19 protein-coding genes and 1 tRNA gene are annotated in these 26,483 nt (G+C 39.4%); 13 read left to right on the top strand and 7 right to left on the bottom strand.

Going from position 1 to position 26,483, the window contains the following annotated elements:
- Positions 1-17 precede the first annotated feature (17 nt).
- Together HWV02_RS16505 and HWV02_RS16500 are read left to right on the top strand one after the other, a co-directional pair.
- On the top strand, positions 18-1,997 hold the full coding sequence (locus HWV02_RS16505) for a methyl-accepting chemotaxis protein (protein WP_211688763.1): 1,980 nt from the start codon (positions 18-20) through the stop codon (positions 1,995-1,997).
- Positions 1,975-2,280 carry a hypothetical protein gene (locus HWV02_RS16500; RefSeq protein WP_211680391.1) on the top strand — a complete coding sequence of 102 codons (306 nt, stop codon included), beginning with the start codon at positions 1,975-1,977 and terminating at the stop codon, positions 2,278-2,280. The genes HWV02_RS16505 and HWV02_RS16500 overlap by 23 nt, the downstream gene beginning before the upstream one ends.
- A 35-nt stretch (positions 2,281-2,315) precedes the next feature.
- Here HWV02_RS16500 and HWV02_RS16495 read toward each other — a convergent pair whose 3' ends face one another.
- Complete coding sequence (locus HWV02_RS16495) at positions 2,316-3,050, bottom strand: glutathione peroxidase (RefSeq protein ID WP_211688761.1); 735 nt, start codon at positions 3,048-3,050, stop codon at positions 2,316-2,318.
- A gap of 446 nt (positions 3,051-3,496) precedes the next feature.
- Here HWV02_RS16495 and HWV02_RS16490 point away from each other — a divergent pair, with 446 nt between their 5' ends.
- Entirely contained in the window at positions 3,497-4,594 is a 1,098-nt protein-coding gene (locus HWV02_RS16490) for a GGDEF domain-containing protein (protein ID WP_255550466.1), read from the top strand.
- A gap of 150 nt (positions 4,595-4,744) precedes the next feature.
- Here HWV02_RS16490 and crr read toward each other — a convergent pair whose 3' ends face one another.
- From crr to cysK, 4 genes are all read right to left on the bottom strand, one after another.
- The gene (crr, locus tag HWV02_RS16485) at positions 4,745-5,257 is read right to left on the bottom strand and encodes a PTS glucose transporter subunit IIA (RefSeq protein WP_211672527.1); all 513 of its coding nucleotides are present in this window, start codon (positions 5,255-5,257) and stop codon (positions 4,745-4,747) included.
- A gap of 120 nt (positions 5,258-5,377) precedes the next feature.
- Entirely contained in the window at positions 5,378-7,105 is a 1,728-nt protein-coding gene (gene ptsI / locus HWV02_RS16480) for a phosphoenolpyruvate-protein phosphotransferase PtsI (protein WP_211676822.1), read from the bottom strand.
- A gap of 48 nt (positions 7,106-7,153) precedes the next feature.
- Entirely contained in the window at positions 7,154-7,411 is a 258-nt protein-coding gene (locus HWV02_RS16475) for an HPr family phosphocarrier protein (RefSeq protein WP_211676821.1), read from the bottom strand.
- A 343-nt stretch (positions 7,412-7,754) separates the two neighbouring features.
- Complete coding sequence (gene cysK, locus HWV02_RS16470; RefSeq protein ID WP_211676820.1) at positions 7,755-8,723, bottom strand: cysteine synthase A; 969 nt, start codon at positions 8,721-8,723, stop codon at positions 7,755-7,757.
- 477 nt (positions 8,724-9,200) lie between these two features.
- Here cysK and HWV02_RS16465 point away from each other — a divergent pair, with 477 nt between their 5' ends.
- The gene (locus tag HWV02_RS16465) at positions 9,201-10,322 is read left to right on the top strand and encodes a beta-ketoacyl-ACP synthase III (RefSeq protein WP_211676819.1); all 1,122 of its coding nucleotides are present in this window, start codon (positions 9,201-9,203) and stop codon (positions 10,320-10,322) included.
- Between the two features lie 128 nt (positions 10,323-10,450).
- On the opposite strand, the gene cysZ is transcribed toward HWV02_RS16465, so the two are convergent.
- Positions 10,451-11,185, bottom strand: coding sequence for a sulfate transporter CysZ (cysZ, locus tag HWV02_RS16460; protein ID WP_211676818.1), 735 nt, complete (start codon positions 11,183-11,185; stop codon positions 10,451-10,453).
- Between the two features lie 205 nt (positions 11,186-11,390).
- Between cysZ and smc the strand changes: the two genes are divergently transcribed.
- From smc to HWV02_RS16415, 9 genes are all read left to right on the top strand, one after another.
- The gene (gene smc / locus HWV02_RS16455; RefSeq protein ID WP_211688758.1) at positions 11,391-14,873 is read left to right on the top strand and encodes a chromosome segregation protein SMC; all 3,483 of its coding nucleotides are present in this window, start codon (positions 11,391-11,393) and stop codon (positions 14,871-14,873) included.
- A gap of 19 nt (positions 14,874-14,892) precedes the next feature.
- Positions 14,893-15,897 (top strand): cell division protein ZipA, encoded by a 1,005-nt coding sequence (gene zipA / locus HWV02_RS16450; protein WP_211688756.1) that lies wholly within the window; start codon positions 14,893-14,895, stop codon positions 15,895-15,897.
- A 78-nt stretch (positions 15,898-15,975) separates the two neighbouring features.
- Complete coding sequence (gene ligA, locus HWV02_RS16445; protein WP_211676815.1) at positions 15,976-18,003, top strand: NAD-dependent DNA ligase LigA; 2,028 nt, start codon at positions 15,976-15,978, stop codon at positions 18,001-18,003.
- A gap of 137 nt (positions 18,004-18,140) precedes the next feature.
- Complete coding sequence (gene gltX / locus HWV02_RS16440) at positions 18,141-19,553, top strand: glutamate--tRNA ligase (protein WP_075473592.1); 1,413 nt, start codon at positions 18,141-18,143, stop codon at positions 19,551-19,553.
- 116 nt (positions 19,554-19,669) lie between these two features.
- Positions 19,670-19,745 (top strand) — tRNA-Ala (locus tag HWV02_RS16435).
- Positions 19,746-20,004: 259 nt separating this feature from the next.
- Positions 20,005-21,045: an AI-2E family transporter gene (locus tag HWV02_RS16430; protein ID WP_211676814.1), complete on the top strand. Its 1,041-nt coding sequence runs from the start codon at positions 20,005-20,007 to the stop codon at positions 21,043-21,045.
- A gap of 116 nt (positions 21,046-21,161) precedes the next feature.
- Positions 21,162-22,100, top strand: coding sequence for a class I SAM-dependent methyltransferase (locus HWV02_RS16425; RefSeq protein ID WP_211672516.1), 939 nt, complete (start codon positions 21,162-21,164; stop codon positions 22,098-22,100).
- A 2,114-nt stretch (positions 22,101-24,214) separates the two neighbouring features.
- Positions 24,215-24,523, top strand: coding sequence for a hypothetical protein (locus HWV02_RS16420; RefSeq protein ID WP_211676813.1), 309 nt, complete (start codon positions 24,215-24,217; stop codon positions 24,521-24,523).
- Between the two features lie 416 nt (positions 24,524-24,939).
- On the top strand, positions 24,940-25,122 hold the full coding sequence (locus HWV02_RS16415) for a hypothetical protein (protein ID WP_211676812.1): 183 nt from the start codon (positions 24,940-24,942) through the stop codon (positions 25,120-25,122).
- Positions 25,123-25,478: 356 nt separating this feature from the next.
- Here the strand turns inward: HWV02_RS16415 and HWV02_RS16410 are convergent, their stop codons facing one another.
- Entirely contained in the window at positions 25,479-26,447 is a 969-nt protein-coding gene (locus tag HWV02_RS16410) for a tyrosine-type recombinase/integrase (protein ID WP_211688754.1), read from the bottom strand.
- Positions 26,448-26,483: the final 36 nt, after the last annotated feature.

Genomic DNA, 26,483 nt, shown 5'->3' with positions numbered 1-26,483 from the left:
GGTGTCCAGGGACCGTTATGAAATTTTCAGATGTTTCGTTTAAACATAAAATTATTATGCTGCTAGCTTTACCTATGTTGGGATTTTTATGGCTAAGTTTTTCTTCTATTTCACAGAACATCATAACCAGTAAAGAAATGTCGATATTAACTCTGAACACCCAGCTTTCTGTTGAGTACAGTGAGTTAGTACATGAAATACAAAAAGAACGGGGAATGACAGCTGGATTTATTGGTTCTAATGGCAGTAAGTTTAGCGCTAAATTACGTAAACAGCGTGCAGATACTGATGCGAAGCAAGCAAAGATGATGCGTTTCTGGCAGCTGCACGAATTTTCAGATAGCCAAATACAGCGGCTACAAGCAAGTATTCAGCAAGACCTTTCTATGCTTACCGGTATTCGTAACAAAGTGGATGCGCAAAACATTCAACTCACATCGGCATTACGTTATTACACGCAGTTAAATACAAAATTATTGAGTGTGTCAGGATTGATTGTTGATATCAGTTCAGACGCAAGTATTACCGCTGAAACAATTGCTTATTATAATTTTTTACAAGGTAAAGAGCGTGCTGGAATAGAGCGTGCAGTGTTAAGCAATGTGTTTTCAAAAGGTCATTTTGAGAAAGGTGATTTTGTTAGATTTATTGAATTAGTTGTCGAGCAAGATACTTATTTTGCGAATTTTGAAGCATTTGCAACAAGCCGTAATGATAATTTCTTTGCTGAGCAGTTAAATACACCAGCAGTAAAAGAGGTGGTAAAGTTAAGAAATATAGCTAAAACTAAATCAATGAATTTTAATATTGATAGTGAATATTGGTTTAGTCAGGCCAGCGGTCGTATTGGTCAATTGAAAAAAATCCAAGATGAACTTGAGCATTCTTTGCTAACGTTAGCGAGTGCTCATCATAATAGTGCTATGAGCACGCTGACGATGAACATTGTGTTTAGTTTATTGATTATTACTATTGTCGCTGTAATTAGCTTTATTACTATTAGAGATTTAATGTCGAGAGTAAATGAGTTAATGGATGTGATGACCGAGGTACGTGACAATAATGACTTAACAGTGCAAACAAAGCTTGCTGGTGAAAGTGAATTGGGGCAAATAGCAACAGCTCTGAACCTCACGTTATCGCAATTTGCGGGTGCGATGGATAACATCTCAACATCAAGTATTACGCTTGCATCTGCGGCAGAAGAAACAGCACAAACATGTGACTACAGCTCAAAGTCGCTAGCTGAGCAGCAAGATGGGATTAGCTTGATTGCTACCGCGATTGAGGAATTGTCTGTAACGGTCAAAGAAGTGGCTGAGAATACGCAACTGACAGCGGATTCAGCAAAAGAAGTCGATCTACAAGCGGTGAGTGGTTTTGACATTGTACAGCAATCATCATTGTCTATTGAAAATTTAGCGAGTGAAATTGATGGATTAGCGCAGCGTATTAATAATCTACATACGAGTAGCAATAATATTACTAATATGGTTGATGTTATTAAATCTGTTGCGGACCAAACTAACTTATTAGCGTTGAATGCAGCGATTGAAGCGGCTCGAGCCGGGGAGCAAGGACGTGGTTTTGCTGTCGTAGCAGATGAAGTGAGAACATTAGCTAAGCGCACTCAAGAGTCAACAGCAGAAATAGAAAGCTTTATTAGTGCGCTACAAGCCGATGCAGATGCAGCGTTTAATGTGATTGAAGTTAGCCAGACAAAAGCATCTGAAGCAGTGAGTAATTCTCAAGCTGTAGCCAAAACATTGCAGGATATAACCGTTTCCATCAATCAAATATTCTCAATGACTGAACAAGTGGCAACCGCGATCGAAGAGCAATCTGTGGTGACACAAGATGTTGCTCAGAATGTTGTAACGATAAAACAAAAATCGTTGGAGTCAGCAACGGGGGCCACTCAAATAGCGATGACAGCAAAAGAGCAAGCTCAGTTAGCTACGTCGTTACAAGATATTGCTAAAGTATTTAAAATCTAAAAAGGGTAAACATGAAAATAATAAACAAAGTAAAAGTAATTGGATTTTAGCATTAATCGCTTTAGTTATTAGTGGTTGTACATCCGAAAAAACGGCGATAGAGAAAGGGGATGTCGTTCTTGGTATGAGTAAAGATGCCGTTATCACCAGTCGTGGTTTTCCGCCTGCACATAAAACCGCAAGTCTAAAATTAGATAGCTGGATATTTTGTTTAACAGAGCTTAAAACGAAAAAGGAAGCATCGCTGCTTCCTTTTTTATTGCCCACGAATAACGGCATGTGAGACACGCTATCCGGTAATATAATTGTAGCTGATTATTAAGCGAAGTGTGCTTCTAACGCTTCACTTCCACCTATATGTTTACCACCAATATAGATTTGCGGCACTGTGCTGCTACCTGTTACTGCACGTAGGCTGACTGTTGTTGCGTCTTTACCTAATACCACTTCTTCGTAGTTTAGGCCTTGGTCGATTAAGGTTTGTTTTGCTTTTGTACAGAACGGGCAACCCGGTTTAGTAAATACGGTGATTGACTCTTGTACTTTGTACTCAGGGGCCACATAACCTAGCATAGTATCTGCATCAGAAACCTTGAACGGGTCGCCTGGTTCGTCAGCTTCGATAAACATTTTTTCTACCACGCCATTTTTAACCAGCATGCTGTAACGCCATGAACGTTTGCCAAAACCGATGTCAGATTTGTCGACCAACATGCCCATACCTGCAGAAAATTCACCGTTACCATCTGGAATGAAGGTAATGTTTTCTGCTTCTTGGTCATCTTTCCATGCATTCATTACAAAGGTATCGTTAACTGATACACATAAAATGTCATCCACACCATGTGCTGAAAATACGTTAGCTAACTCGTTGTAACGTGGTAAATGGCTTGAAGAACACGTTGGTGTGAATGCGCCTGGCAGGCTGAATACAATCACAGTTTTGTTTGCAAATAGCTCTTCTGTTGTACGGTTAACCCATGCGTCACCTTGACGGATTGGGAATGTAACTTGTGGAACCGCTTGGCCTTCTTTCGATACTAATGTCGTCATAATATATTCCTTAACGTCGCTATTAATTAAGCTAACTTATGTTTGTTATAAAGAGGTTTGATATAAATTGTTCTATAAAAATAAATAGGGTGAAGACGTTGTGCCTGTGTCGTCTTGATGTAGCTATTATGCAATAAACATCGTTGTAGGTATAATCGATTGAACTTTGGGATTTGATAGGTTTTGGTTATCGTAATTGCTGGTGTATGGATTTGGCGTATTTGATTTCCGTAGGTTATTGAGCTGTAGTAAAGATAATAGTTCGGGTAGTCGTTATTCAACTAATCTACTTGATTAACATGCGGTTGTACGGTAAATTCTCTGCGTTGAATCGTTAATGAAGTATCACTTTTTAGAGTTTAATTAATCCCATGCCCTTATCCATATTAGACCTATTTTCCATCGCAATATTCACCGCTTTTGGATTATTATTTCTGGCGATTATTATGGTGTGTATTTGGATTGGTAATCGACGTTATGAGGGCGTAAGTAATTGGCTCGTCGCGACCTCCATTATATTAGCTTTTGCGTTTATTATCGCTGAAGAACTTTGGTACTTGAAACTGGATGGTTATAGCAATAATGCATGGTTAAATATCATGTTCCCCAATATTCTATTGTGTTTTGGTGTATGTCAAATTAGTCATGGTTTCCATCGCTTTCTTCAGATAAAACAATCTTTATTTTGGCTCTATGCTTGCCAGCTCCTGATTATTGGTCCCTTGTATGCGTATGGATTATCAGTCGAAACACCGATTTTATTCAGTATTATAGTACTCACGTTATCAGTAACAATAAGCCTGTGTTTTAACTGTTATTATTTATTTAGCGATCAAGGTAAGCAGTATGGTCGCACAAGGTATATTTGTATTCTGGCGTGCGTATTGGCAATGTCTCTAAACGTGACACGTATACTGCTGTTATATCGTGAGCCTGATTTAATGTGCACTATTGAATTCTCTACTGCGCTAGCTTGTATCAATCTATTAATGAGTCAGTGTTTTCTTACATTTTGTTATTTAATGTTCTGTACTCAGCGTAATGCATTTTCATTACAACATATGTCTTTTATTGATCCGTTAGCGAATATTTATAATCGTCGTGGCTACCAGCATGCGATCGCAGCCTTGGCACCGCATAAAGAAGCAGCTGTTATGATCCTTGATATCGACAACTTTAAACGTGTGAATGATGAGTATGGTCATGCGACAGGCGATTTAGTCATTAAAAATATTGCGATGATTATTGCTAAAGAGTGTGGTAGTACCTGTATATATGCGCGTACAGGTGGCGAAGAGTTTAGTATCTATTCTCCATTAACTTCAGCCAAAGCAGCTGAAAGTATTGCTGAAAGCGTCCGTCTTAGAATCATGAAGCATGCTGTTAAAAAACAAAATTTATCCATTAATGTGACAGTCAGCATTGGCATCAGTATTGGTAAAAGCGTTAATATATTTGCGTTGGAAGAAGAGGCTGATAAAGCGCTTTATCAAGCAAAAAGAGATGGCCGAAATTGCACTGTGATGCAATTGTTTGTAGCCTAAACAGCCTAAACAGCCTAAAGAGTAGGAGCAGTGTGATTTGTGAATTCACGTTAGTCGTAAGAAAATACGGGCGAAAAAAAAGAGCTATCAATAGCTCTTTTTTGAATACTTAATGCGTAGTTAAAAACGAATCTCTAACTATTTTAAGTACTAGTCCTTAATAACTTTAAGAACAATAGTTTCACCTAGTGCAACTGAACCAGAGAATTTCTCCATGCTCTTAATTTCATCCATATTTGAGATGATGCAAGGCGTGATTACTGATTTCGCTTTTTCAGTTAGTAGTGCTAGATCGAATTCAATGATAGTTTCACCAGCATTGATATGTTGACCTTCTTCAGCAATACGTGTGAAGCCTTCACCGCGTAATTCAACTGTATCTAAACCGAAGTGAACGAGCACTTCTAGGCCTTCGTCTGAGCGAATTGCGAATGCGTGGTTAGTTTCGTAAATTTTTACGATCTCACCTGTTACTGGAGCAACTAGTTTGTTACCTGTTGGGTTGATAGCGATACCGTCACCAACAATTTTTTCAGCAAAGATAACATCTGGCACATCTTCGATAGCAACGATTTCACCGGCAAGTGGAGAAACAATGTGTAACGTATTGCTGTCTTTACTGTCGTCTGAAACCAGTTTTTTTAATTTATCGAATAATCCCATTTTTAACTCCTAGAATTTGGTAGACATAGTCATTGGTGATGAACAAGTGTATAACCAATGACTTTACATTGTTATCATAACATTATCTTACAAGATTAGATGCTATGACAACTGAATTAATTAGCAAGCAGCGCGCTGTTTAGTGAACTGAGCCACTAACTCCGCTATTTCGCCAGCTGTTGCACAGCTTAATGCTTGGTCTGCTAACTGTTTAACGTCAGTGAAATTAGCATTACGAATCGTCTTCTTCACTTTAGGAATTGAGATCCCGCTCATAGAGAACTCATCTAAACCCATGCCGAGTAGTAGCAGTGTTGCAGTTTCGTCACCCGCAAGTTCACCACACATACCTGTCCACTTGCCTGCAGCATGTGAAGCATCGATAACCTGCTTAATCAGCGTTAGTACCGCTGGCGTCATTGGGTTATACAGATCTGAAATCATTTCGTTACCACGGTCTACCGCAAGTGTGTACTGCGTTAAATCGTTAGTACCAATACTAAAGAAGTCTACTTCTTTAATAAGGTGATGTGCAATTGCAGCAGCTGCTGGTGTTTCAACCATGACACCTGTTTCAATTGCGTTATCAAAAGCGTGACCTTCAGAGGTTAATTCGGCTTTCAGAGTCTCAAGAATATCCTTAAGGCGACGTACTTCTTCTACAGAAATAATCATCGGGAACATAATGCGAACTTTACCAAATGCAGATGCACGTAAAATAGCGCGTAGCTGTGCGTTCATGATTTCTGGACGGTCGAAACAGATTCGGATCGCGCGCCAACCCAAGAATGGGTTCATTTCTTTTGGTAAGTTTAGGTATGGTAGATCTTTGTCGCCACCAATATCCATAGTACGAATGATCACACCTTGACCATTCATGCTTTCTGCAACCGCTTTGTATGCTTCGAACTGTTCATCTTCAGTTGGTAAGCTATCGCGATCCATAAATAGGAATTCGGTACGGTAAAGACCAACGCCTTCGCCGCCATTACGAATTACACCAGCACAATCTTTTACTGTACCAACATTACCACACACTTCTACGTGATGACCGTCAAGCGTGATTGCAGGTAAGTCTTTCATTTTAAGCAGCTCAGCTTTGTCAGCAAGATACTGTGCTTGAGTTACTTTGTATTCTTTGATTACGTCTTCTGATGGGTTAACAATAACGTTATTGTTAATGGCATCAAGAATAACGAAGTCACCTGATTTGATTATTTCAGTTACGTTGCCTGTACCAACAACCGCTGGTAGCTCTAATGAGCGCGCCATGATTGATGTATGTGCAGTACGGCCACCTAAGTCAGTCACGAAACCTAAGATTTTATCTAGGTTAATCTGTGCTGTTTCTGACGGTGTTAAATCGCTTGCGATTAGAATCACTTGCTCTTCGATTGCGCTTAGTGACACGATTTCCATGCCTAGCGCATTTTTTACGATACGGTTACCGATATCACGGAAATCCGCAGCGCGTTCTCTTAAATAAGGGTCATCTAATGCAGCCATCATTTCAGCATTTTCTTCAATGATGCTGTGAATTGCAAAATCTGCCGATACTTTATTTTTTTTAATAAAGGTTACGATATCTTCTTCAAGCTCTTCGTCTTCAAGTAACATCATGTGTCCCTCGAAGATTTCAGCTTTCTCGTCGCCAAATGTTTGGCGTGCCATTTCCGTAATAGCTTCAAGCTGTATAGCAGACTTATCCCTAGCAGCTAAAAAGATAGCTATTTGTTCATCGATCTGTGCCGTTTCAATAGTTTGTTGGTTAAGAACAATTTCTTCGTTAATGAATAGTTGTGCTTTACCAAAAGCAATACCTGGTGAGGCGAGAATGCCTGATATCATAACCTTTCCTTACTTCAATACAAAAAATACATTAATAACGGATGGGATTTATTCTAAAACATCCATAAGCGCTACTAGCGCTTCAACAGCCGCTTGCTCGTCAGTACCTTCAGCAGAAATAGTCATTGTTACACCTTTAGAAAGGCCTAACGTTTGTAGTTTAAATAAGCTTGTAGCACTTGCAGATTTACCGCCAGCTTCAACAGAGATTTTTGATTCGAATTCTTTTGCTTTTTTTACGAAAAGAGCAGCAGGACGAGTGTGAAGACCGTTTGGTGCGATAATTACAACTGATTTTTGATACATAACTTTTCCTTAAAATAACGATTCTAAAAGAGTGTTTACTATAACCATAAGTGTAATTGTAATCTAATTTTACAGTGTAAAATAACTTTTTTTCATACAAAAAATGGGTATAGATCATGTTTTTGTAAGTTTTACGACAAAACAATGCGATGTCAGTATATTACCCCTAATTTAGCCCTGTGTTGTAGTTTAATTACAACAAAAGGAGCAAAGTGTGACCGCTATCAATAGGAATAAAAAAAGTGGCTTGTACAAAAAAAAGCCGCTAGTGCGGCTTTTGTTAATCTTGTTAATTTGATGTAACTACAAGATTACGGTTGTAACTATAACAACACGGTTGTAACTATTGTTGGAGTTCTTGCTCAGTAAATACACCATCAAATAATGCAGTACTTAAATAACGTTCGCCTGACGATGGCAGGATGACGACAATGTTCTTATCTGCAAATTCAGGTAACGCAGCTAAACGGGCTGCAACAACAACAGCTGCACCTGAAGAAATACCGGCTAAGATACCTTCTTCTTTCATTAGACGTTGTGCCATTTCGATAGATTCTTCATTAGACACGGCTTCTACACGGTCGACCATTTCTAGATCAAGGTTACCTGGGATGAAACCTGCGCCAATACCTTGAATTTTATGTGGACCTGGCGTTAATGCTTCACCGGCTTTCGCTTGACTGATAACAGGTGAATTAGTTGGTTCAACAGCAACAGATAAAAGTTCTTTACCTTTATTTAATTTAATATAGCGGCTTGTACCTGTAATCGTACCGCCCGTACCTACACCTGATACTAAAATATCGACTTTACCGTCGGTTGCTTCCCAGATTTCTGGACCCGTTGTTTGTTCATGGATTGCTGGGTTAGCTGGATTTTCAAATTGTTGTAATAAAATCGTAGTTTCAGGATTTGCGTCACGGATCTCAGTCGCTTTATCAATCGCGCCTTTCATACCCTTAGCACCATCCGTTAGAACGAGGTTTGCGCCCAATGCTTTAAGCAATTTGCGACGTTCAAGGCTCATTGTATTTGGCATTGTTAATGTGAGCTTATAACCACGAGCCGCAGCTACAAATGCTAATGCAATACCGGTATTACCACTTGTTGGCTCAACGATATCAATTCCTTCTTTTAAGAGACCGTCTTTTTCTGCTTGCCAGATCATGTTAGCACCGATACGGCACTTAACACTTGCACTTGGGTTGCGGCTTTCTATTTTTGCAAAGACGTTACCTGTTGTTACACGGTTTAAACGAACTAAAGGTGTGTCACCGATAGACAATGAATTGTCTTGTAAAATTTGGCTCATGAGATTTCCCTATATAAATGAATACTCGTAACTTATAACTAACTAATTTATAGCTTAAGCATACTGATTAGTTTGAAAATTGAAAATTCTGTTTTGTTATATCGTTAGGTTCTAAAATGATAAGCACTTATAACTATTGGTTATGCGTGATGCTTAACAACATAGTGTCTAAATTTGGTTTAATCAACAAATTAATTCTATTTAATAATTTATTAATTTTATTTAATGATTTATTAATTTATCGCGTTGAGTCCACTCTATATATAGACCAAATACGATAGGTTAGTTCCTTGTTACTTATGTAATTTAGTGTTTGCTTCGCAATTTTAACCCATGTTATTTGATAACAGGGTGTTATTTTTTCATTTTGTCGGATAGGTAACTAGATCTAGCTAACTGTTTGCTTTATTTTAGTGGTCACTGTATCCAACTTAGTTGATAGTAGCTAAAGCTAATTAGTCGATAAAGGACAATGTAATGAGTAATGTAGTAATTAGTGGTAGCGGTTTATTCACCCCTCCTGATGTAATTAGTAATGATGAATTAGTAACGAGCTTTAATTGCTACGTTGATAATTTTAATACAGACAATGCCGTTGCGATTGAAGCTGGCGAATTAACTGCCAAAGCGCATTCAAGCAGTGAGTTTATTGAGAAAGCATCAGGCATTAAAAGTCGTTTTGTGATGAGCAAAGCGGGTATTTTAGATCCAGCTATCATGCGTCCGGTATTTCAACCTATTGCTGACGATGAACCTAGTATTACGGTACAAATGGCGTTAGTTGCCGCCAAACAAGCATTAGCTGCAGCCAATAAAGAAGCACAAGATATCGATTTAATTATTTTTGCAGCGTCTGGTTTCCAACGCGCGTATCCGGCAATGGCTGTTGAGCTGCAACACTTCCTTGGCGCTAACGGTTTTGCTTATGATATGAGTGTGGCGTGTTCATCGGCTACATTTGCTATTGCTAGTGCCATGGACGCGGTTAAGTCAGGACGTAGTAAAGCAGCGTTAGTGGTTAACCCTGAAATTTGTTCTGCGCATTTAAACTTTAAAGATCGTGACAGCCACTTTATTTTTGGTGACGTGTGTACAGCTGTCGTGATTGAAGATAAAGCCACAGCAACGAGTGAACATTGCTACGAGATCATTGATAGTAAGTTGTTTACCCAGTACTCAAATAATATCCGTAATAACCTTGGGTATTTAAGCCGCAGTGAAGGCGTTGATATCAATGCTGACTCAAGTTTCTTTATGCAAAATGGGCGCAAGGTATTTAAAGAAGTATTACCTACTGTTTATAACTTGATCACAGAACAGTTAAACGGTTTAGAGTTGCAAGCAGGTGACTTTAAACGTTTATGGTTACATCAAGCGAATATCAACATGAATAATTATTTAGCAAAGAAGCTATTGGGTCGTGATCCATCGGCTGCAGAAGCGCCTATTATTCTAGATGAGTATGCGAATACTGCATCGGCCGGCTCAATTATTGCCTTCCATTTACATCAAGACGGTGTGGAAAGTGGAGATCTCGCGTTAATCTGTTCGTTTGGTGCTGGTTACTCTGTGGGTTCTTTAGTACTAAAGCGCTGTTAATTCGTTACGAGTGATCGAGTAAACGATATAGTTGTCGTTATTAAAGAATATATGAAACAAAAAGACCCCGTTAATGCGTTAACGGGGTCTTTTATTTTAACGAACATCATCTCTATGCGTTGCAGTGTCTACTTATCGCTGCTATCAACCCACATTGCTGTTGCGCCACATACGGCAACAGGCATAACGATGAAATTAACCACGGGAATAGACTGACACAGTGCCACCATAGAGCCAAAACTTAACGACTGCATACGGTTTGATGATAGTTCGCTGCGCATCTCGTCAAAGCCAACTTTATTGTTATCAAAGGTGTAATCGGCATATTGAATGGCCAACATCCACGCGGTAAAGATAAACCACAATACTGGCGCCACGGTCTGACCGACAACTGGAATGAAAAATAACAGCAGTAAACCAATGGCACGGGGAATGTAGTATTTTATCTTTTTAAGCTCGCGCGTCAGTACTCGGGGAATATCTAATATAATATCTTTAATGCTACTTTCTGGCATCGGCTTATTACTTAATAGCAGTTCGGTTTGTTCTGCTAATAGGCCATTAAACGGCGCGGCAATAATATTGGCAATAGCACCAAAAAAGAACCCGAATAATAGCAGTATAAGGATAAAGGCGAGGGGTTTGATGATATAAACTAACCAGCTTAACCAGTCTAGGCTTGCTTCGAGTTGCATTAGCCACACATCGATTTGTTGAAATAAGAAATAAAAGCTAACCGAAAACAACATGAGGTTAACTAATAGCGGGATCAATACAAAAGGTCTTAGCTTAGGTTGACGAATTAAGTCAAAACCTTGCAAGAAATATTGAAATCCCGATAACGATGGTTTTATTGAAAGCATATTCTATGGCGCCTTATGGGTGGTTTATGTAGCACAGCTTATCATGTGGTTACTGTGGTGCATCTATCATTGCACTAAAAGAGACCCCGATTGAGGTAAAAAGTGCAGTAAAAAGCAGCAGCTTTTCCATTCTGTTCAGACGAATCTTTAATATTGCAGATACATCTGCTAAAGTTTTCTGGTTATTCTATATGCGTTGTTTGATATGTACCTTAAAAAGATCAAAATATCTGGCTTCAAGTCATTTGTTGATACTACAGAATTGCTTTTTCCGCACGATATGACCGCTGTTGTAGGCCCTAATGGTTGTGGTAAATCAAATATTATTGATGCCGTACGCTGGGTGCTGGGCGAAAGCTCGGCGAAGCACTTGCGCGGTGATGCAATGTCTGACGTTATTTTTAACGGTTCAGTGGCGCGTTCTCCTGTCTCAAGAGCCAGTGTTGAACTGCTATTTGATAATGCTCAGCAACGTATTGATCATGCTTTATTACAATATAATGAAGTGTCTATTCGTCGTGAATTATACCGTGATGGTACTAATCAATATTACCTTAACGGTAAAAAGTGCCGTCGTAAAGATGTGACTGAACTGTTTTTAGGCACAGGCTTAGGCCCACGCAGTTATGCGATTATCGAACAAGGCATGATCTCACGTTTAATCGAGTCCAAACCTCATGAACTGCGCCACTTTATTGAAGAAGCCGCGGGCATTTCTAAATATAAAGAAAAACGTCGCGAAACTGAATTACGTATTAATCAAACTAAAGATAACCTAAATCGACTTACTGACATTCGTATTGAATTGGGTGCGCAAATCGATAAGTTGAAGGTGCAGTCGGTTGTCGCGCAACAATTTAGATCGTTAAAACAGCAGCAGCGAGAAGCGAAAAGCCGTCTTGGTTTAGTGCAAATATATGATGTAGAGCGCTCGATTAACCAACTGACTCAGCAAAAATTAGTGTTAATGAGTGAGCAGGAAAAATTTACAGCAACCGCCACTAAACTTCAGACTCAAATAACAGATTCTGATGTGCAGCTAAATGAATTAACGATACTTATTGAAAACCAGCAACAAGCGTTTTATTTACAAGGTACAGAGCTAACCAAGATAGAACAGAAAATACTGCATCACAAAGCGCGTAAGCAAGAGTCCGCAGGTAAGCAACAAGAATATCAGCAGCAAAGTGAAAAGTTACAAATCTTACTGAAAGAAGAGCAAACCCAATTACAAGTGCATCAGCAGCAGGCGTCATTGACTGAGACTGACTATAATCGCATGACGGCCGAATTATTAGTGATTGAACAATCATTAGCATCTGCCACCATCAGTAGCGACCAAGCTATGGCACAGCATGCGGTATACCTTGATAAGGTACAACGTTTTAGTAGTAAACTTGATGTATTGACCAATGCATTACAAAGTGCAGAATCAGTACTTAATAAAAGTAAGCTGCAACGCATTGATCTAAAAGAAGAACAGCAGCAGCTCGAGCTGCACAGCAAGCAAGTACTTATCGCGGATAAAACCACAGAGCAGCAACAGTTACAGTCTCAAGAAACGCGCTTAGCCCACGAACTCGCTGGGTTGAATAATGGTTTTCAAGGGATCAACAAACAAGTTTCAGAACTTGAGATTTATATTCAGAAAAACGTGACTGAACAAACTGAAATAAAAGCATCATTGAGTGTTATCACGGAGTTATTACGTAAAGCGGAACATGCAGACCACGCGCATACTTGGTTAGAATGTAATTTCGAGTCAATACCGTTAAAATTATTACAACAGTTAGATGTAGAATCCGGTTGGGAAGCTGCAGTAGAGAAAGTGCTCGCAAATTGGCTTGATGCTTACTGCATTAGTGACGAGCAACTTGCACAATTTGATCTGGCTGAGTTACCTGCTTTGCAATGGTTCAAACCGAGCCATTGTGTTGCACGCGCTGGTTCGTTAGCAAGTAAGGTTAAAAATAACTTATTTAATCGACAGCTAAATCAAGTGACTTGTGTGGCAACGATTAATGATGCGCAAGTGGGTGCTAATAGCCATGGAGAGTACAGTTATATCACTGCCCATGGAGATTGGTTTACCGATGAAGGTGTATGGTTATCACAGCATGCGAAAGCCAATGTGTCTTCTGCGCAAGGCCGGATTGAAATGCAATTGCAAGCATCGCAGCAACAGGCGCGTTTACTTGTGATTGAAACAATGATTGCTACGCAGCATAATCAATTAACGGCGTTGTCGGTGACACAGGGTGATTACCAAGATCAAATCGATAAGGTTCAAGCTAATCTTACTTTAAAACAAAGTGAAGTATCACAATTAACGATAGAATTGGACTTATTACAGCAACAGCAAGCCCAATGGCAGCTTAATCACGACCAGTTAAATACACGTTTATCCACACTTGATAATTTATTGGCGATTGAAGCAGAAGAAGTACAGCGTTTTAATGAACAGATAATCTCGACTCAGGTGACGATTGGACAGCTTGCTAATGATGATGGTTTGATTCAAAAATCAGAAGCGGCAAAAGCAGATAAAGCGCGATTTTTACAAGAACAGAAAGTACTTGAAAAACAAGTACAGCAATTGCTTTTAGTTAAAACCAAGTTTGCGGTCGAAATTGAGAAACAGCAGCAATTAATTGCTAAAACAGATTCTCAATACCAAACTATTTTACAAGATATTGCTGCATTAGGTGACAACTCATTATATGCTGAAAACTTGCAACAGTTAGAAACGGCGCGTGCGATTGCTGCAGAAAAACAAATTGCGATTGAAAATGATAATAGCCAAAAGAAAACAACACGCGCTAAACTACTTAATGACAAGCGTGATGTTGAAGAAAAACGTGCTAGGATAATGGCAAGTTGCTTAAAAGTTAAAGACAAAATACAGCAGCTTGATTTAAAACAAGCGAACAATAAAGCAAAAGAACAACTATTATATCAACAGATTGCGGATGATAATGTGGATGTAGACACATTAAAACGTGAGTGTGTTAACATATTAACACTAAAAGAATATCAGCAGCAGCTAAAACAGTTTGAAGTACAGTTACAGAAGATTGGTGCTGTCAACCTTGCTGCAGTCGAAGAATATGAACAACAATCGCAGCGTAAGCAGTATTTAGACGAGCAAACCGATGACTTAGAAAAAGCCATTGCTACGTTAGAAGCCGCGATTGTTAAAATAGATAAGCAAACTCGGGCGCGTTTTGCGACTACGTTTGAAAAAATTAATGATGATTTTAAAATGTTATTTCCTAAAGTGTTTGGCGGTGGTGCAGCTTGGTTAGAGCTAACATCGAGCAACTTATTAGACACGGGAGTAACCATTATGGCGCGACCGCCAGGGAAAAAGAATGCACGAATTTCTTTACTTTCCGGTGGTGAAAAAGCATTAACGGCACTGTCATTAGTCTTTGCTATATTTAGATTAAATCCAGCGCCATTTTGTATGCTAGATGAAGTTGATGCACCACTCGATGAATTAAATGTCGGGCGTTTTTGTAAACTGGTTCAGGAGATGTCAGAAACAGTACAATTTATTTATATTAGTCATAATAAGTTAGCCATGGAAATGGCTCAGCAATTAATAGGGGTGACCATGCATGAACCAGGGGTCTCTCGAATAGTCGCCGTCGATATTTCGACTGCGATTGAACTTACAGACAATTAACATTAAGAGATAGGCTGTTATGCAAGATTTGCGACTTGTTCTCATCATTTTAGGGTTTATTGCAATTGTTGCTTTAATTACCCATGGCCTTTGGTCAAATAAAAAGAACCAAGTAAAACCATTAAAAGACAAACCATTAAGTAAAGTTGACGCTAACGTTAAAGATAAGCAAGGATTTGACCTTGATGGTATTGGCGAAAAACGTGTTGTTAGTCAGCCTGGAGAAGAGAACATCAATGTGCCTAAAGCGCCAGTTGAACCAACGGCGATAACCGTTGAGAAAATTGAGCCTCAGTTTGGTGCATCGAAAGCAGCGGAAGACGCTACTGTGCTAACGGGTTCGTTTACTGCCATGGATGTAAACACTCCTTCATCAAGGGATGATACAGCGATGAATGATGTCAGTTATGATGTTGTTGATACGCTAGAAACGTCAGCGGCTGAAGTTAAATCAGAACCTGGGCGACAAGAGCAAGTGGTTGTTGAAAGTCAGACGCAAGACGAACAGAACAATCTTGATCATAGCGGTGACGATATCGCCGACAATACAAATGCTAGCGCAGCAAGGGTACAAGAAAAACCAATTGATGATACTGCGGATGAAGCGGTATTTGTGATTAATATTATGGCTCGTGAAGGCAAGCGTATTGCCGGTGCTGAATTGCTACAAGAATTATCAGCGCTTGGCTTTAAATTTGGCGCGATGAATATTTTTCACCGTCATGTTGATGCCGCAGGTAAAGGACCCGTTATCTTTAGTTTAGCTAACATGGTTAAACCGGGTGTTTTTGATATTGATATAATGGAGCAATTTGAATCACCAGGTGTATCATTATTCATGATGTTCCCGTGTGCAGGTCAAGCATCTCACAATTACAACCTAATGCTAAATGCTGCAGAGCGTATTGCTGAAGGTGTTGATGGTCTATTAATGGATGCATCACGTAACCCATTTACAGAAGAAGCCATTGAGCAAGAACAAGCGTTCATTCGCAAGTTAGAACATAAAGCATTAGCGAAATAAATAATGTTATCCAGATAAATGCCTCACTTCGGTGGGGCTTTTTTTGATCTTCGGAATTTTTTATCTTTGGAAGTAAAGATGACAGAACAAGTAAAACAAATTCAAACCTTAACACTGCAACTTGAAGAATATAATCACCAATATTACGTATTAGACAATCCCACCGTACCGGATGCGGAATATGACCGTTTATTACGTGAGCTAAAACAGCTCGAAATCGAGTTTCCTGAGCTTGCATTAGCCACATCTCCAACTCAAAAAGTGGGGGGGGAAGCTTTAACTGGCTTTAGCCAGATTCAGCATGAAATGCCAATGTTGTCATTGGATAATGTGTTTTCTGAAGAAGAGTTGTTAGCGTTCGAAAAGCGTTTACAAGATCGTTTATTAACGAAAGCAGAGATTAAGTTTAGTTGTGAACCAAAGCTCGATGGTCTTGCAGTGAGTATCCTGTATGAGAATGGTGACTTTGTTCGTGCTGCCACCCGTGGTGATGGTCAAATCGGTGAAGATATTTCTGAAAATGTAAAAACCATCAAATCAATCCCATTACGCTTACGTGGTGATGACTTTCCTGAACGTTTAGAAGTACGTGGCGAAGTCTTTATGCCAAAAGCAGGTTTTGAGCAATTGAATATCAATGCCAAAAAGAAAGGTGAAAAGACCTTTGTCAATCCGCGCAATGCCGCCGCTGGTAGCTTACGTCAGCTTGACCCTAAAATTGCCGCAAGTCGTCCGTTAGCCTTTAATGCCTATTCATTAGGTGTCGTGGAAGGTGAGGTTGAAGGTAAAGGCTTATCAAATTCGCATGCCGAAAATTTACAAAAATTGAAGCAATGGGGTTTACCTGTTTGTGCAGATGTAACGGTTGCTATGGGTTATCAAGGCTGCTTAGACTTCTATGAACAGATAGGTAAGCGCCGTGATTCACTGTCGTATGACATTGATGGTGTCGTGTATAAAGTCGATGATTTAGCCCTACAGAAAACATTGGGTTTTGTTGCGCGAGCACCACGTTGGGCCACGTCACATAAGTTTCCTGCGCAAGAAGAGATAACGACATTATTGGATGTTGAATTCCAAGTTGGCCGTACTGGCGCCATCACACCGGTCGCACGTCTAGAACCTGTGTTTGTTGGTGGTGTGACAGTAAGTAATGCCACACTACATAACTCTGATGAAATTGCCCGTTTAGGCATTAAAATTAAAGATCAGGTGATCATTCGCCGTGCGGGTGATGTTATTCCGCAGGTTGCGCGTGTGATGCTAGAGCGCCGCCCTGATGATGCCCAAGATATCGTATTCCCGGCAAAGTGCCCAGTGTGTGATTCAGAAGTAGAGCGTATCGAAGGTGAAGCAACAGTGCGTTGTACCGCTGGTCTGTATTGTGGTGCACAACGTAAAGAAGCGATTAAACATTTTGCATCGCGTAAAGCGCTAAACGTTGATGGTTTGGGTGACAAGCTTGTTGAGCAATTGGTTGATGCTGATTTAATTAAAACCCCAGCCGACCTATTTACCGTGACTTTTGGGAAGTTAACCCTGTTAGATCGCATGGGGCCAAAGAAAGCCACTAACTTATTAGAAGCATTAAAAGTAGCAAAACACACCACGTTAGCCAAGTTCTTATATTCACTGGGTATTCGTGAAGTAGGGGAAGCGACAGCGGCTAACTTAGCCAATGATTTGTTAACTTTAGACGCAATCAAAAAAGCCTCTGTAGAACGTTTAATTCTGATTTCGGATGTCGGTGATATTGTTGCTAAACACATTTACTACTTCTTCCGTGAAGCGCATAACCTTGAAGTGATTGACCAGCTAATTGAAGCGGGCATGAGCTGGGATGATGTTGCGGTTAAAGAAGAAAGTCAGCAACCCTTGTTAGGCACTATTTATGTGATCACCGGAACGTTAGTGAATATCTCTCGTGCCGAGGCTAAAACACGGTTACAAGATTTAGGCGCAAAAGTGGCTGGTAGTGTGTCGAAGAAAACGACGGCGTTAGTGGCAGGTCCTGCAGCAGGTTCTAAGCTCACTAAAGCGCAAGAGTTAGACATAGATATTCTGACTGAAGATGATTTACTGGCACTCTTAGCTACACATAGTTAATTAATAGTGGTACATCGTTCGTTAATGATAGTTCGCTGTTGTTAGTTTTATCTTTAGTGGTAAAATGCGCAGCATCATGTGCTTAACCTGCTAGTAGGTTAAGCGAATCAAATAATGTAAAAGGTATTGTGAGACTTATGACTGTTAAGACTCGTTTTGCACCTAGCCCAACTGGCTACTTGCACGTAGGCGGCGCACGTACAGCGCTTTATTCTTGGTTACATGCAAAAAGCCAAGGCGGTGAATTTGTATTGCGTATCGAAGATACTGATATAGAGCGTTCTACTCAAGAAGCGGTTGACGCGATCTTAGAAGGCATGAAATGGGCTGGTCTGGATTGGGATGAAGGTCCTTATTTCCAAACGCAACGTTTCGATCGTTACAATGAGTTAGTTGATCAACTAGTTTCTGAAGACAAAGCATACAAATGTTATTGTTCACGTGAGCGTCTTGACGAATTACGTGAAAAGCAAATGGCTGCTAAAGAAAACCCACGTTACGATGGTAAATGTAGCCATGGTGACATTGAAGACACCGGTGCTGATTACGTTGTACGTTTCCGCAATCCGAAAGAAGGTTCTGTTATCGTTGATGACAAGATCCGTGGCAAAGTTGAATTTGCTAACACTGAGCTAGATGATCTGATTATCCGCCGTACTGATGGTTCACCAACTTACAACTTCTGTGTTGTTGTTGATGACTGGGATATGGGCATTACTAATGTTGTTCGTGGTGAAGATCACCTAAACAATACGCCACGTCAAATTAACATCTTAAAAGCACTTGGCGCACCAGTACCTGAGTACGCACACGTTGCAATGATTTTAGGTGATGACGGCGCTAAACTGTCTAAGCGTCATGGCGCTGTTGGCGTTATGCAATATCGTGATGATGGTTACCTGCCTGAAGCACTGCTAAACTACTTAGTTCGTCTGGGCTGGTCACATGGCGATCAAGAAATCTTCAGTACTGAAGAAATGATCAAATTGTTTAGCCTAGATGCAGTAAACAAAGCGCCATCAGCGTTTAATACTGAGAAGCTACAATGGGTAAATCAGCATTACATTAAGACACTAGCACCTGAATATGTTGCATCTCACCTTGAGTGGCACATGGCAGATCAAGGCATTGATACAACTAATGGCCCTGAGTTAGCTGAGATTGTTAAAGTACTTTCTGAACGTGCTAAAACGTTAAAAGAACTTGCTGCATCTAGCCGTTATTTCTTTGAAGACTATGCTGAATTTGATGCAACTGCGGCGAAGAAACATTTACGTCCAGTAGCGAAAGAAGCATTAGTTAAAGTGCAAGAGAAGTTAGCTGCGATTACAGATTGGAGCGATGCTGAAGTTCTACACGCTGCTATTAACGAAACAGCGACTGAACTTGAAGTTGGCATGGGTAAAGTAGGTATGCCACTACGTGTTGCTATCACTGGTGCCGGTCAATCTCCGTCATTAGATGTAACGCTAAAGCTTATCGGTAAAGAACGCAGCCTTGCTGGTATCGACAAAGCGTTAGCATTTATTGCTGCACGTGAAAACGCCTAAGGGTGTGTAAATAATATACTTTCTGTCGTTTGATGTTGATTTTTAAATTATAGATATTGACAGTTAAACGGCAGATGCATATTATTCTCTGCAGTAGCGAACGCTGCTGTAGAAATGGGGCCATAGCTCAGTTGGGAGAGCGCGACACTGGCAGTGTCGAGGTCATCGGTTCGATCCCGTTTGGCTCCACCATTTCTGCTTCAAACATTATTTTCAAAATAACATCTTCAAAATAACATCTTCAAAATAACATCTTCAAAATAACATCTTCAAAATATCTTATTTCAAATCATAGTTATATTCACTGCATTTAATTCCTTGTTTAGCATGCGATTGCAAATATTCACAATCTAATATTATTAGTGTTTTAACCTTGTTAAGGTTATATTCATCAATCACGTCGTAGAATACTGGCGACTATTAGCGCCCAGTAGCACCTTAATGAGTAACTATGAAACTAATTTTAAACGAAAATAGCCAGATGCGTAATGTGGGGATGATAGCCGCTGTGATCATTATCCTCGGTGGTATCAAAATAGCCACGCCGATTATAATTCCATTTTTGCTTGCTGTGTTTATTGCTATTATTTGTAATCCGTTGGTCAATGTGATCACTCGTTGCCGTATCCCTCGTGCAATAGCCATTTTTATGGTGTTGATTGTAGCTATCTTGATTGGCTTGACGATCACCAGTGTCATTGGTTCGAGTGTACAACAACTAACGAGTAATATTGGTGATTATCAAAGCCAAATTAGAGGACATTATGGCGAGCTAGTCATATTCTTAAATAAATACAATATTCAAATATCATCAGACACTTTATTGGAATACTTCAATCCAGGCACCGCTGTTACTATGGTATCTAGCATGGTGAGTAGTTTGTCTGGGGTGATGGCCAATATCTTCCTGATCTTATTAACTGTCGTCTTTATGTTGTTTGAAGGTGATGTATTACCGAAGAAACTACATTTAATGTTTAAAGACCCTGACTTCAAATTAGCACAGCTAGACAAGTTCTTAGATTCAGTGAACAAGTACGTAGCGATCAAAACGCTAGTTAGCATGGCGACGGGTATATCTGTTGGTTTAATGTTGTTTATAATGGATGTGGATTTCTATCTTCTGTGGGGATTGATTGCATTCCTACTCAACTACGTACCTAATATCGGTTCTTTAATTGCCGCAGTACCGGCAGTGATTCTAACGACTTTACAGCTGGGTCTACCACAAGCTGGTGCAGTCGCTGCTGGCTATGTCACAATTAACTTGATCATGGGTAACGTTGTAGAGCCACGCTTCATGGGTAAAGGACTGGGATTATCAACTTTGATTGTATTCTTATCATTAATCTTCTGGGGTTGGTTACTTGGCCTTGTTGGTATGCTACTCGCTGTACCGCTAACCATGATTGTTAAAATTGGCTTAGAAACCATTAATGATCAGAACTGGATGTCGATACTGATCAGTAGTGATGTTGATGTGAAAAAATAACCGATCCGCTTGATCGCATTTTAGTGCTAATCAAGTATAATGCGGTGAATTGAATAAAGGGATGTACAGTGTGCATCCCTTTTTATTTTGTAAAATTAATTAAGGTGAACAAGATTGTGACTGTTGCTATGTCTGAGGCTGATGTGAAATTGCCGCTTGAATTTATTGATTTTTCTGCTGCAGCAGAAGATGCTTGTCGCTTGTTCCATGGTCGTGGCCATACGTATGCTGGTTTTGAACACATGAACATTGATTGGCTACCACCAGTTGCACTTATTACGCTATACAAAGAAGAAGAAAACGATTACTTATTATTGTTAGCTGAATCGCTTCAAGCACAACTTGGTGAGCAATGTAAAACTGTACTCGTGCAATTCCGCTGTCGTGAACGTGCACCTACAGCATTGTTCCTTGGCGAAGAATGTCACCGTACCGAAATCACTGAAAATGGTATGACTTTCAATTTAGAATTTGGTCGTGCGCAAAATACAGGATTATTCCTAGATATGGCGAATGGCCGTCAGTGGGTGAAAGAGCATGCAGAAAATGCCAATGTATTAAATTTGTTCTCATATACATGTGCTTTCTCTGTTGCCGCTTTAGCGGGTGGCGCAGACAAGGTGATGAACGTTGATCTTAGCCGTACCTCATTAACCATGGGTCGTGATAATCACCGCAGTAATGGTCATGATCTTAAGCGGGTTAAATTTGAAGGTGTTGATATCTTTAAATCATATGGTCGCTTGCGTAAGCACGGTCCTTATGACCTGTTGATCTCGGATCCACCGTCATTCCAAAAAGGCAGTGTTGATATTAAACGTGACTACAGCAAGATCATTAAGCGTATCCCACAGTTGATGAAACCGGGTGGTAAAGTGATGTTATGTTTAAATGCTCCGGAGCTTGGTGAACAGTTCTTATTTGATAATGTAGCAGAGCATTGCCCTGATTGTGTGTTTCAAGAACAACTTGCGCCGCCAGCTGTATTTAAAGAAGCAGAAGTGGGTAAAGGTCTTAAAGTACTAATCTTTATTTACTCGCCTAAAGCAGAATAGTTGCAATGATGGAGTGATTGTTAAAGTCACTCCTATCACTGTATAAACAGAGTCTGTTACGTAATTTCCTAGCCAACTCCTTTTCTTGTCAATTCATTGATGTGCTGATATTAGCGTCAAAAACCCTCTATATTACTTTTTGATATAACTTATATTAAGTTGTTCTATTTTGTTTATTTTTGTTCAGTTTTAGTCACCTCCTTGTATTTGAGGTAATGGTTCCTTTGTTATTTCGTTAGTTTACTTTCATATGAAGAGCTGATAATCAAAATGTTGATAAATAATTACAAAATAGATTTATTGACCATGATCAAACTTTTCATCCAGATCAACAAATATTGCAGACTGAAAATGCTGTGTTACGATTAATACATGAGCTGAACAAAGGGTTGTTCGGAGAAGTGTGATAAGCAGGTTATCGATTATCGACATATTTAACGATGTACTATTTGGTACAAGTAAGGTGGTTATGATGGACTATAATGAAAACGATTTATCGTATTATCAACTTCAAGACGAATTACAACAAGAATTAGAAGCGGAATTACGCAAACAACTTGAAGATGAGTCAGGCGTAAACTAATCAGCTCAGACTGAATAGTTAACGACATATACTGATGATAAAGAAGCCTCGTTTGAGGCTTTTTTTATGCCTCACACGTTATACACAAATATTTCCGCATTGTGTATATATCTCCTTAGCATTACTCCTGTTGTGCATAACTTTAAGCATAAAAACGCGGTTGTGGACTAAATTAGGCATATGATTGGATTATCCTACCAATAATAGGTATTTTAATCAGGTTATCCACAGATTCTGTGGATAACCATGTGTGTTAACTGGGGTTTACATTTTAAGTGGTTGTATTTAAAGAGTTTTGACTCTGATTTTTAATGTATATTCAAAAATCAAGGAAAAATTAGAAATTAAAAACAACTAAGGACTGACGGTTTTAGTTGTTTTTGTTATATAAAATAACGTCCTCAGAAGCGCTGAGCACGTTATTTTTTATTTGAGACTAAGACGTTAATTACTTAATTTTAATCGCTGTAATCGCGATTTTGTAGATATGTCGATACACAAGCTTAAAAGAGGATTTTGATGAGCTAAAACCTCACTTTGCATAACCATAAGTTAACGATTACTTAACTATTGTGTGATTATTATTTACAATAGTTGTGCGAAGTTTATTTGATTTCGTATGCGGTATTGATGTTGACCACTTAATGGCAAAAGCGTATCTGCAGGCGTTAGAGAGGCACAGAATTTACCGTCAGCGTTAATTGATAAGTTGAAAAATCAGATCTAAGATAAGTGATGTAGCGGGAGGAGGTGTATAAATACCATTCTCAATATTAACCTTGCCAGTATAAATTTGGGAAATTGACCAGTATTGATATACCAAACACCAGTAAAGTGTAAATGATGAACCGAGCTTTAATTGCAAGGACTTGCTCGAGGGTGAGCGGTTTCCCTATTGTGATAGGGTGTTGCTGGTGTACACGATAAAATATACCGATATAGGTGACTAATAATAAGAGTAAATGGGTAACAATGCTCACTGATGACATAGGCGTTTCTTTTACTGTTAAATACGTATTAAAAATAGCAATAAAGTGAATTTAGGCATTTTTCTTAGAGGATGGGGCTGGAAACTGTGAGCGAGCTTGTTGTTATGGAGATTAAGGCGTGATGTATATATCATTTCGTCGCTATTATTTGATAACGATAGCGACGTTTATTTTTCTATCAGCTTCTTGCCTATATTTTAGAGTCGGCAGCTGACTCAGATGGAGTACAGGTGCCCCCTGGAGAGATATAACATGTTTTCGTTGTTGTCGTGCAACCTTGGAGTGCAATACTTACTAATATCGTTATGATCAGTTTATTCATGTTTACCTCATATCTATATGCTATTAATATATAACAAAAGTTAGGTTATCATGCTGCCATTTTTTTGTGTATGAAATTCAGTGTCATTACTTAATTAATCGTTTTAAACGTATTATCTACTTAAATATTGGTATATATTGCTATTTTTAATTGCATTCAGTCATTTAAATTTAGTTTACGGAATTCCGTAAATACACCGTTATAAGGAGTATTGCTTTAAATGGATTCACCAGAATTATCTATTCTATTATTAAACCTAATTATTATTTTAGTGGCGTACCTTTCTATCTATCCGAAGTTAGCTGGTGACAGCTTGAACAAAATTTCAGTTTATGACCTTTTTGTTTCAGCTTTTTCTTTGCTAGTCGTTGGCCTGCATTATTGGGGTAGTGGTCATGAATTCAATTTGTTCATTATGAATGTTAATTGGGTTTGGTTTACGCTCATTACTTATGGCTTAATCGAAATACCTATTTTAATTTGGTACATCAAAAAGCAGAAAGTTGAAGCTAATAAACAGGGCTCGTAACGCTAGCGATCATCACAATAGGCTTTTCCTCCTATAGTGACTTACATCACATATCTCAAAAGTATTAGACATAAGTATTTAAATTAGGATCGCGCGAAAGAGGGATGACTAAGACAGTGCAAGATTATCCATCTATAATTACTGAGTAAAATCGCTATAAAAGGCTAAAATGAGGTTTAGGGGACATTTTGAGCTGAGTGGTATTACACATTGTCACCTTTGTGTTCAATCGGTCGTATATGGACGATTTAGTCGATAGATCAAAAAGTTCTTACTAAAAAATATTATCAACCGATAGACGCCGAGCAACTAATTAGATGTTTTTCAAAACTTTAAATAGGTGTATTGTTAACTGCCCACACGTTAAAAATAAAGAATGTAACTGTATAAACAAAACTACAACTTAAGGATGTCTTATGAAAGTAATAGTAGAGTTTCTAGAAACAGGTCAATATAAAGATAGAGTATGGGAACCTTCATTCCATGGAGAGAAAGGGAACGTTCGCGCGCTATCACCGTCTTATGCTGCACGGTTAATAAATGAATCTAAAGCAAAGCTTTATATTAACGAAGAAGGTAAACCTGAAGTCGAGCAATAATCTAGACAATAACTCTAACAAGGTGTTGTCCAAATATAAGAGAGAACAGACTAACTTAGGCAACCAAATTAGTCTGTTTCAGATTTAGCTCAAATCCAAACGTCACATCTTCTGCCCAGTCCAAACCACACGTCCTATAAGCGTAAGCTCTTCACCGTCCAATTGCGATGTTGTGATCTCCTTCAGCCAATAATTCAACGCCTGCTGATGCTGAAATTTCGTAGTCGGGGAGGGCGATCAAAAAAGGCTCCCGAGGGAGGCTTTTACACACCCCATGTAATAGGCTTTACCAGCTATTACAGGGCTTTAGCTTGGCTGTGTCGAGCAGTAAATAGCACCTGAACATACTAATTGGGTCATAATGTGGACACTGGATTAAATTCCATTGCTTCGTTTAGGTAGTCTGGTGCAAGGTGGGCGTAAGTCATCGTTTGCGTTATTGTTGAATGCCCCAAGATCTTTTGTAGCGTTAAAATATTGCCGCCATTCATCATAAAGTGGCTAGCAAATGTATGCCGTAACACATGCGCAGCCTGACCCTTTGGCAAGTCAAAATCTTGCTCCTTTAGTACACTATAAAATGTAGCGTAAGACCCTTTGAATAAACGGCCATTCTTTCCGTTATGGATCTCACTCAGTAATTCGCGGGTTATTGGCACCGTTCTATTCCTACCATTTTTGGTATCACTAAACGTCACTCGACCATGCACAATATCACTGCCTCTTAGGTCTGCAGCTTCGGTCCAACGCGCACCAGTTGATAAACATAACTTAGCAATATGTAATTCATCACCACTTAGGCTGTTTAGTAGCTGCTTTATTTCAGGCTTACTCAAAAATCCCATTTCTGATACACGTTCCTTTAACTTACTTAGCCCTTTAAGTGGGTGCTGATTATGAAACTCTTCAGCTTTGATCAATGCGGTAAACACGCTGCTTAATCTCGTTTGATTTCGATTAATCGTTGTCGCCTTTTTACCTTCTGCCATTTTATCTGCGCGATATTGAGTAAATAATTGTCGCGTGACTTGGTCTGCCCTTGGGTGGCCTAAGTCGGAGTCGAGAGCGACTAGGTGCTTAAGCTCTTTTTTACCCGTCTTAAGCTGCTGGCCATGGTAATGGTACCAAAGGTTTATTAGTTCAAGCAGGGGGCGTTTATCGGCAGACTTTTCAACCCAGTTTTTCTGATTCTGAGTCGACAACAGCCAGCGTTCGTACTTCTGTGCTTCACCTTTGGTTGTAAACTTCTTTCTGTAGCGCTTGCCGTTTCGACCTTGTGGGCGACAATCGACTTCATAGCCGTTAGCAATAGATTTAATCGACATGAATTCGCCCCTAAGGTTACTGGTGTTTTATACAGT

It is taken from the genome of Moritella sp. 28 (assembly GCF_018219435.1).
Lineage (GTDB): Bacteria > Pseudomonadota > Gammaproteobacteria > Enterobacterales > Moritellaceae > Moritella.
This window is presented reverse-complemented; position numbering and strand designations above follow the sequence as displayed.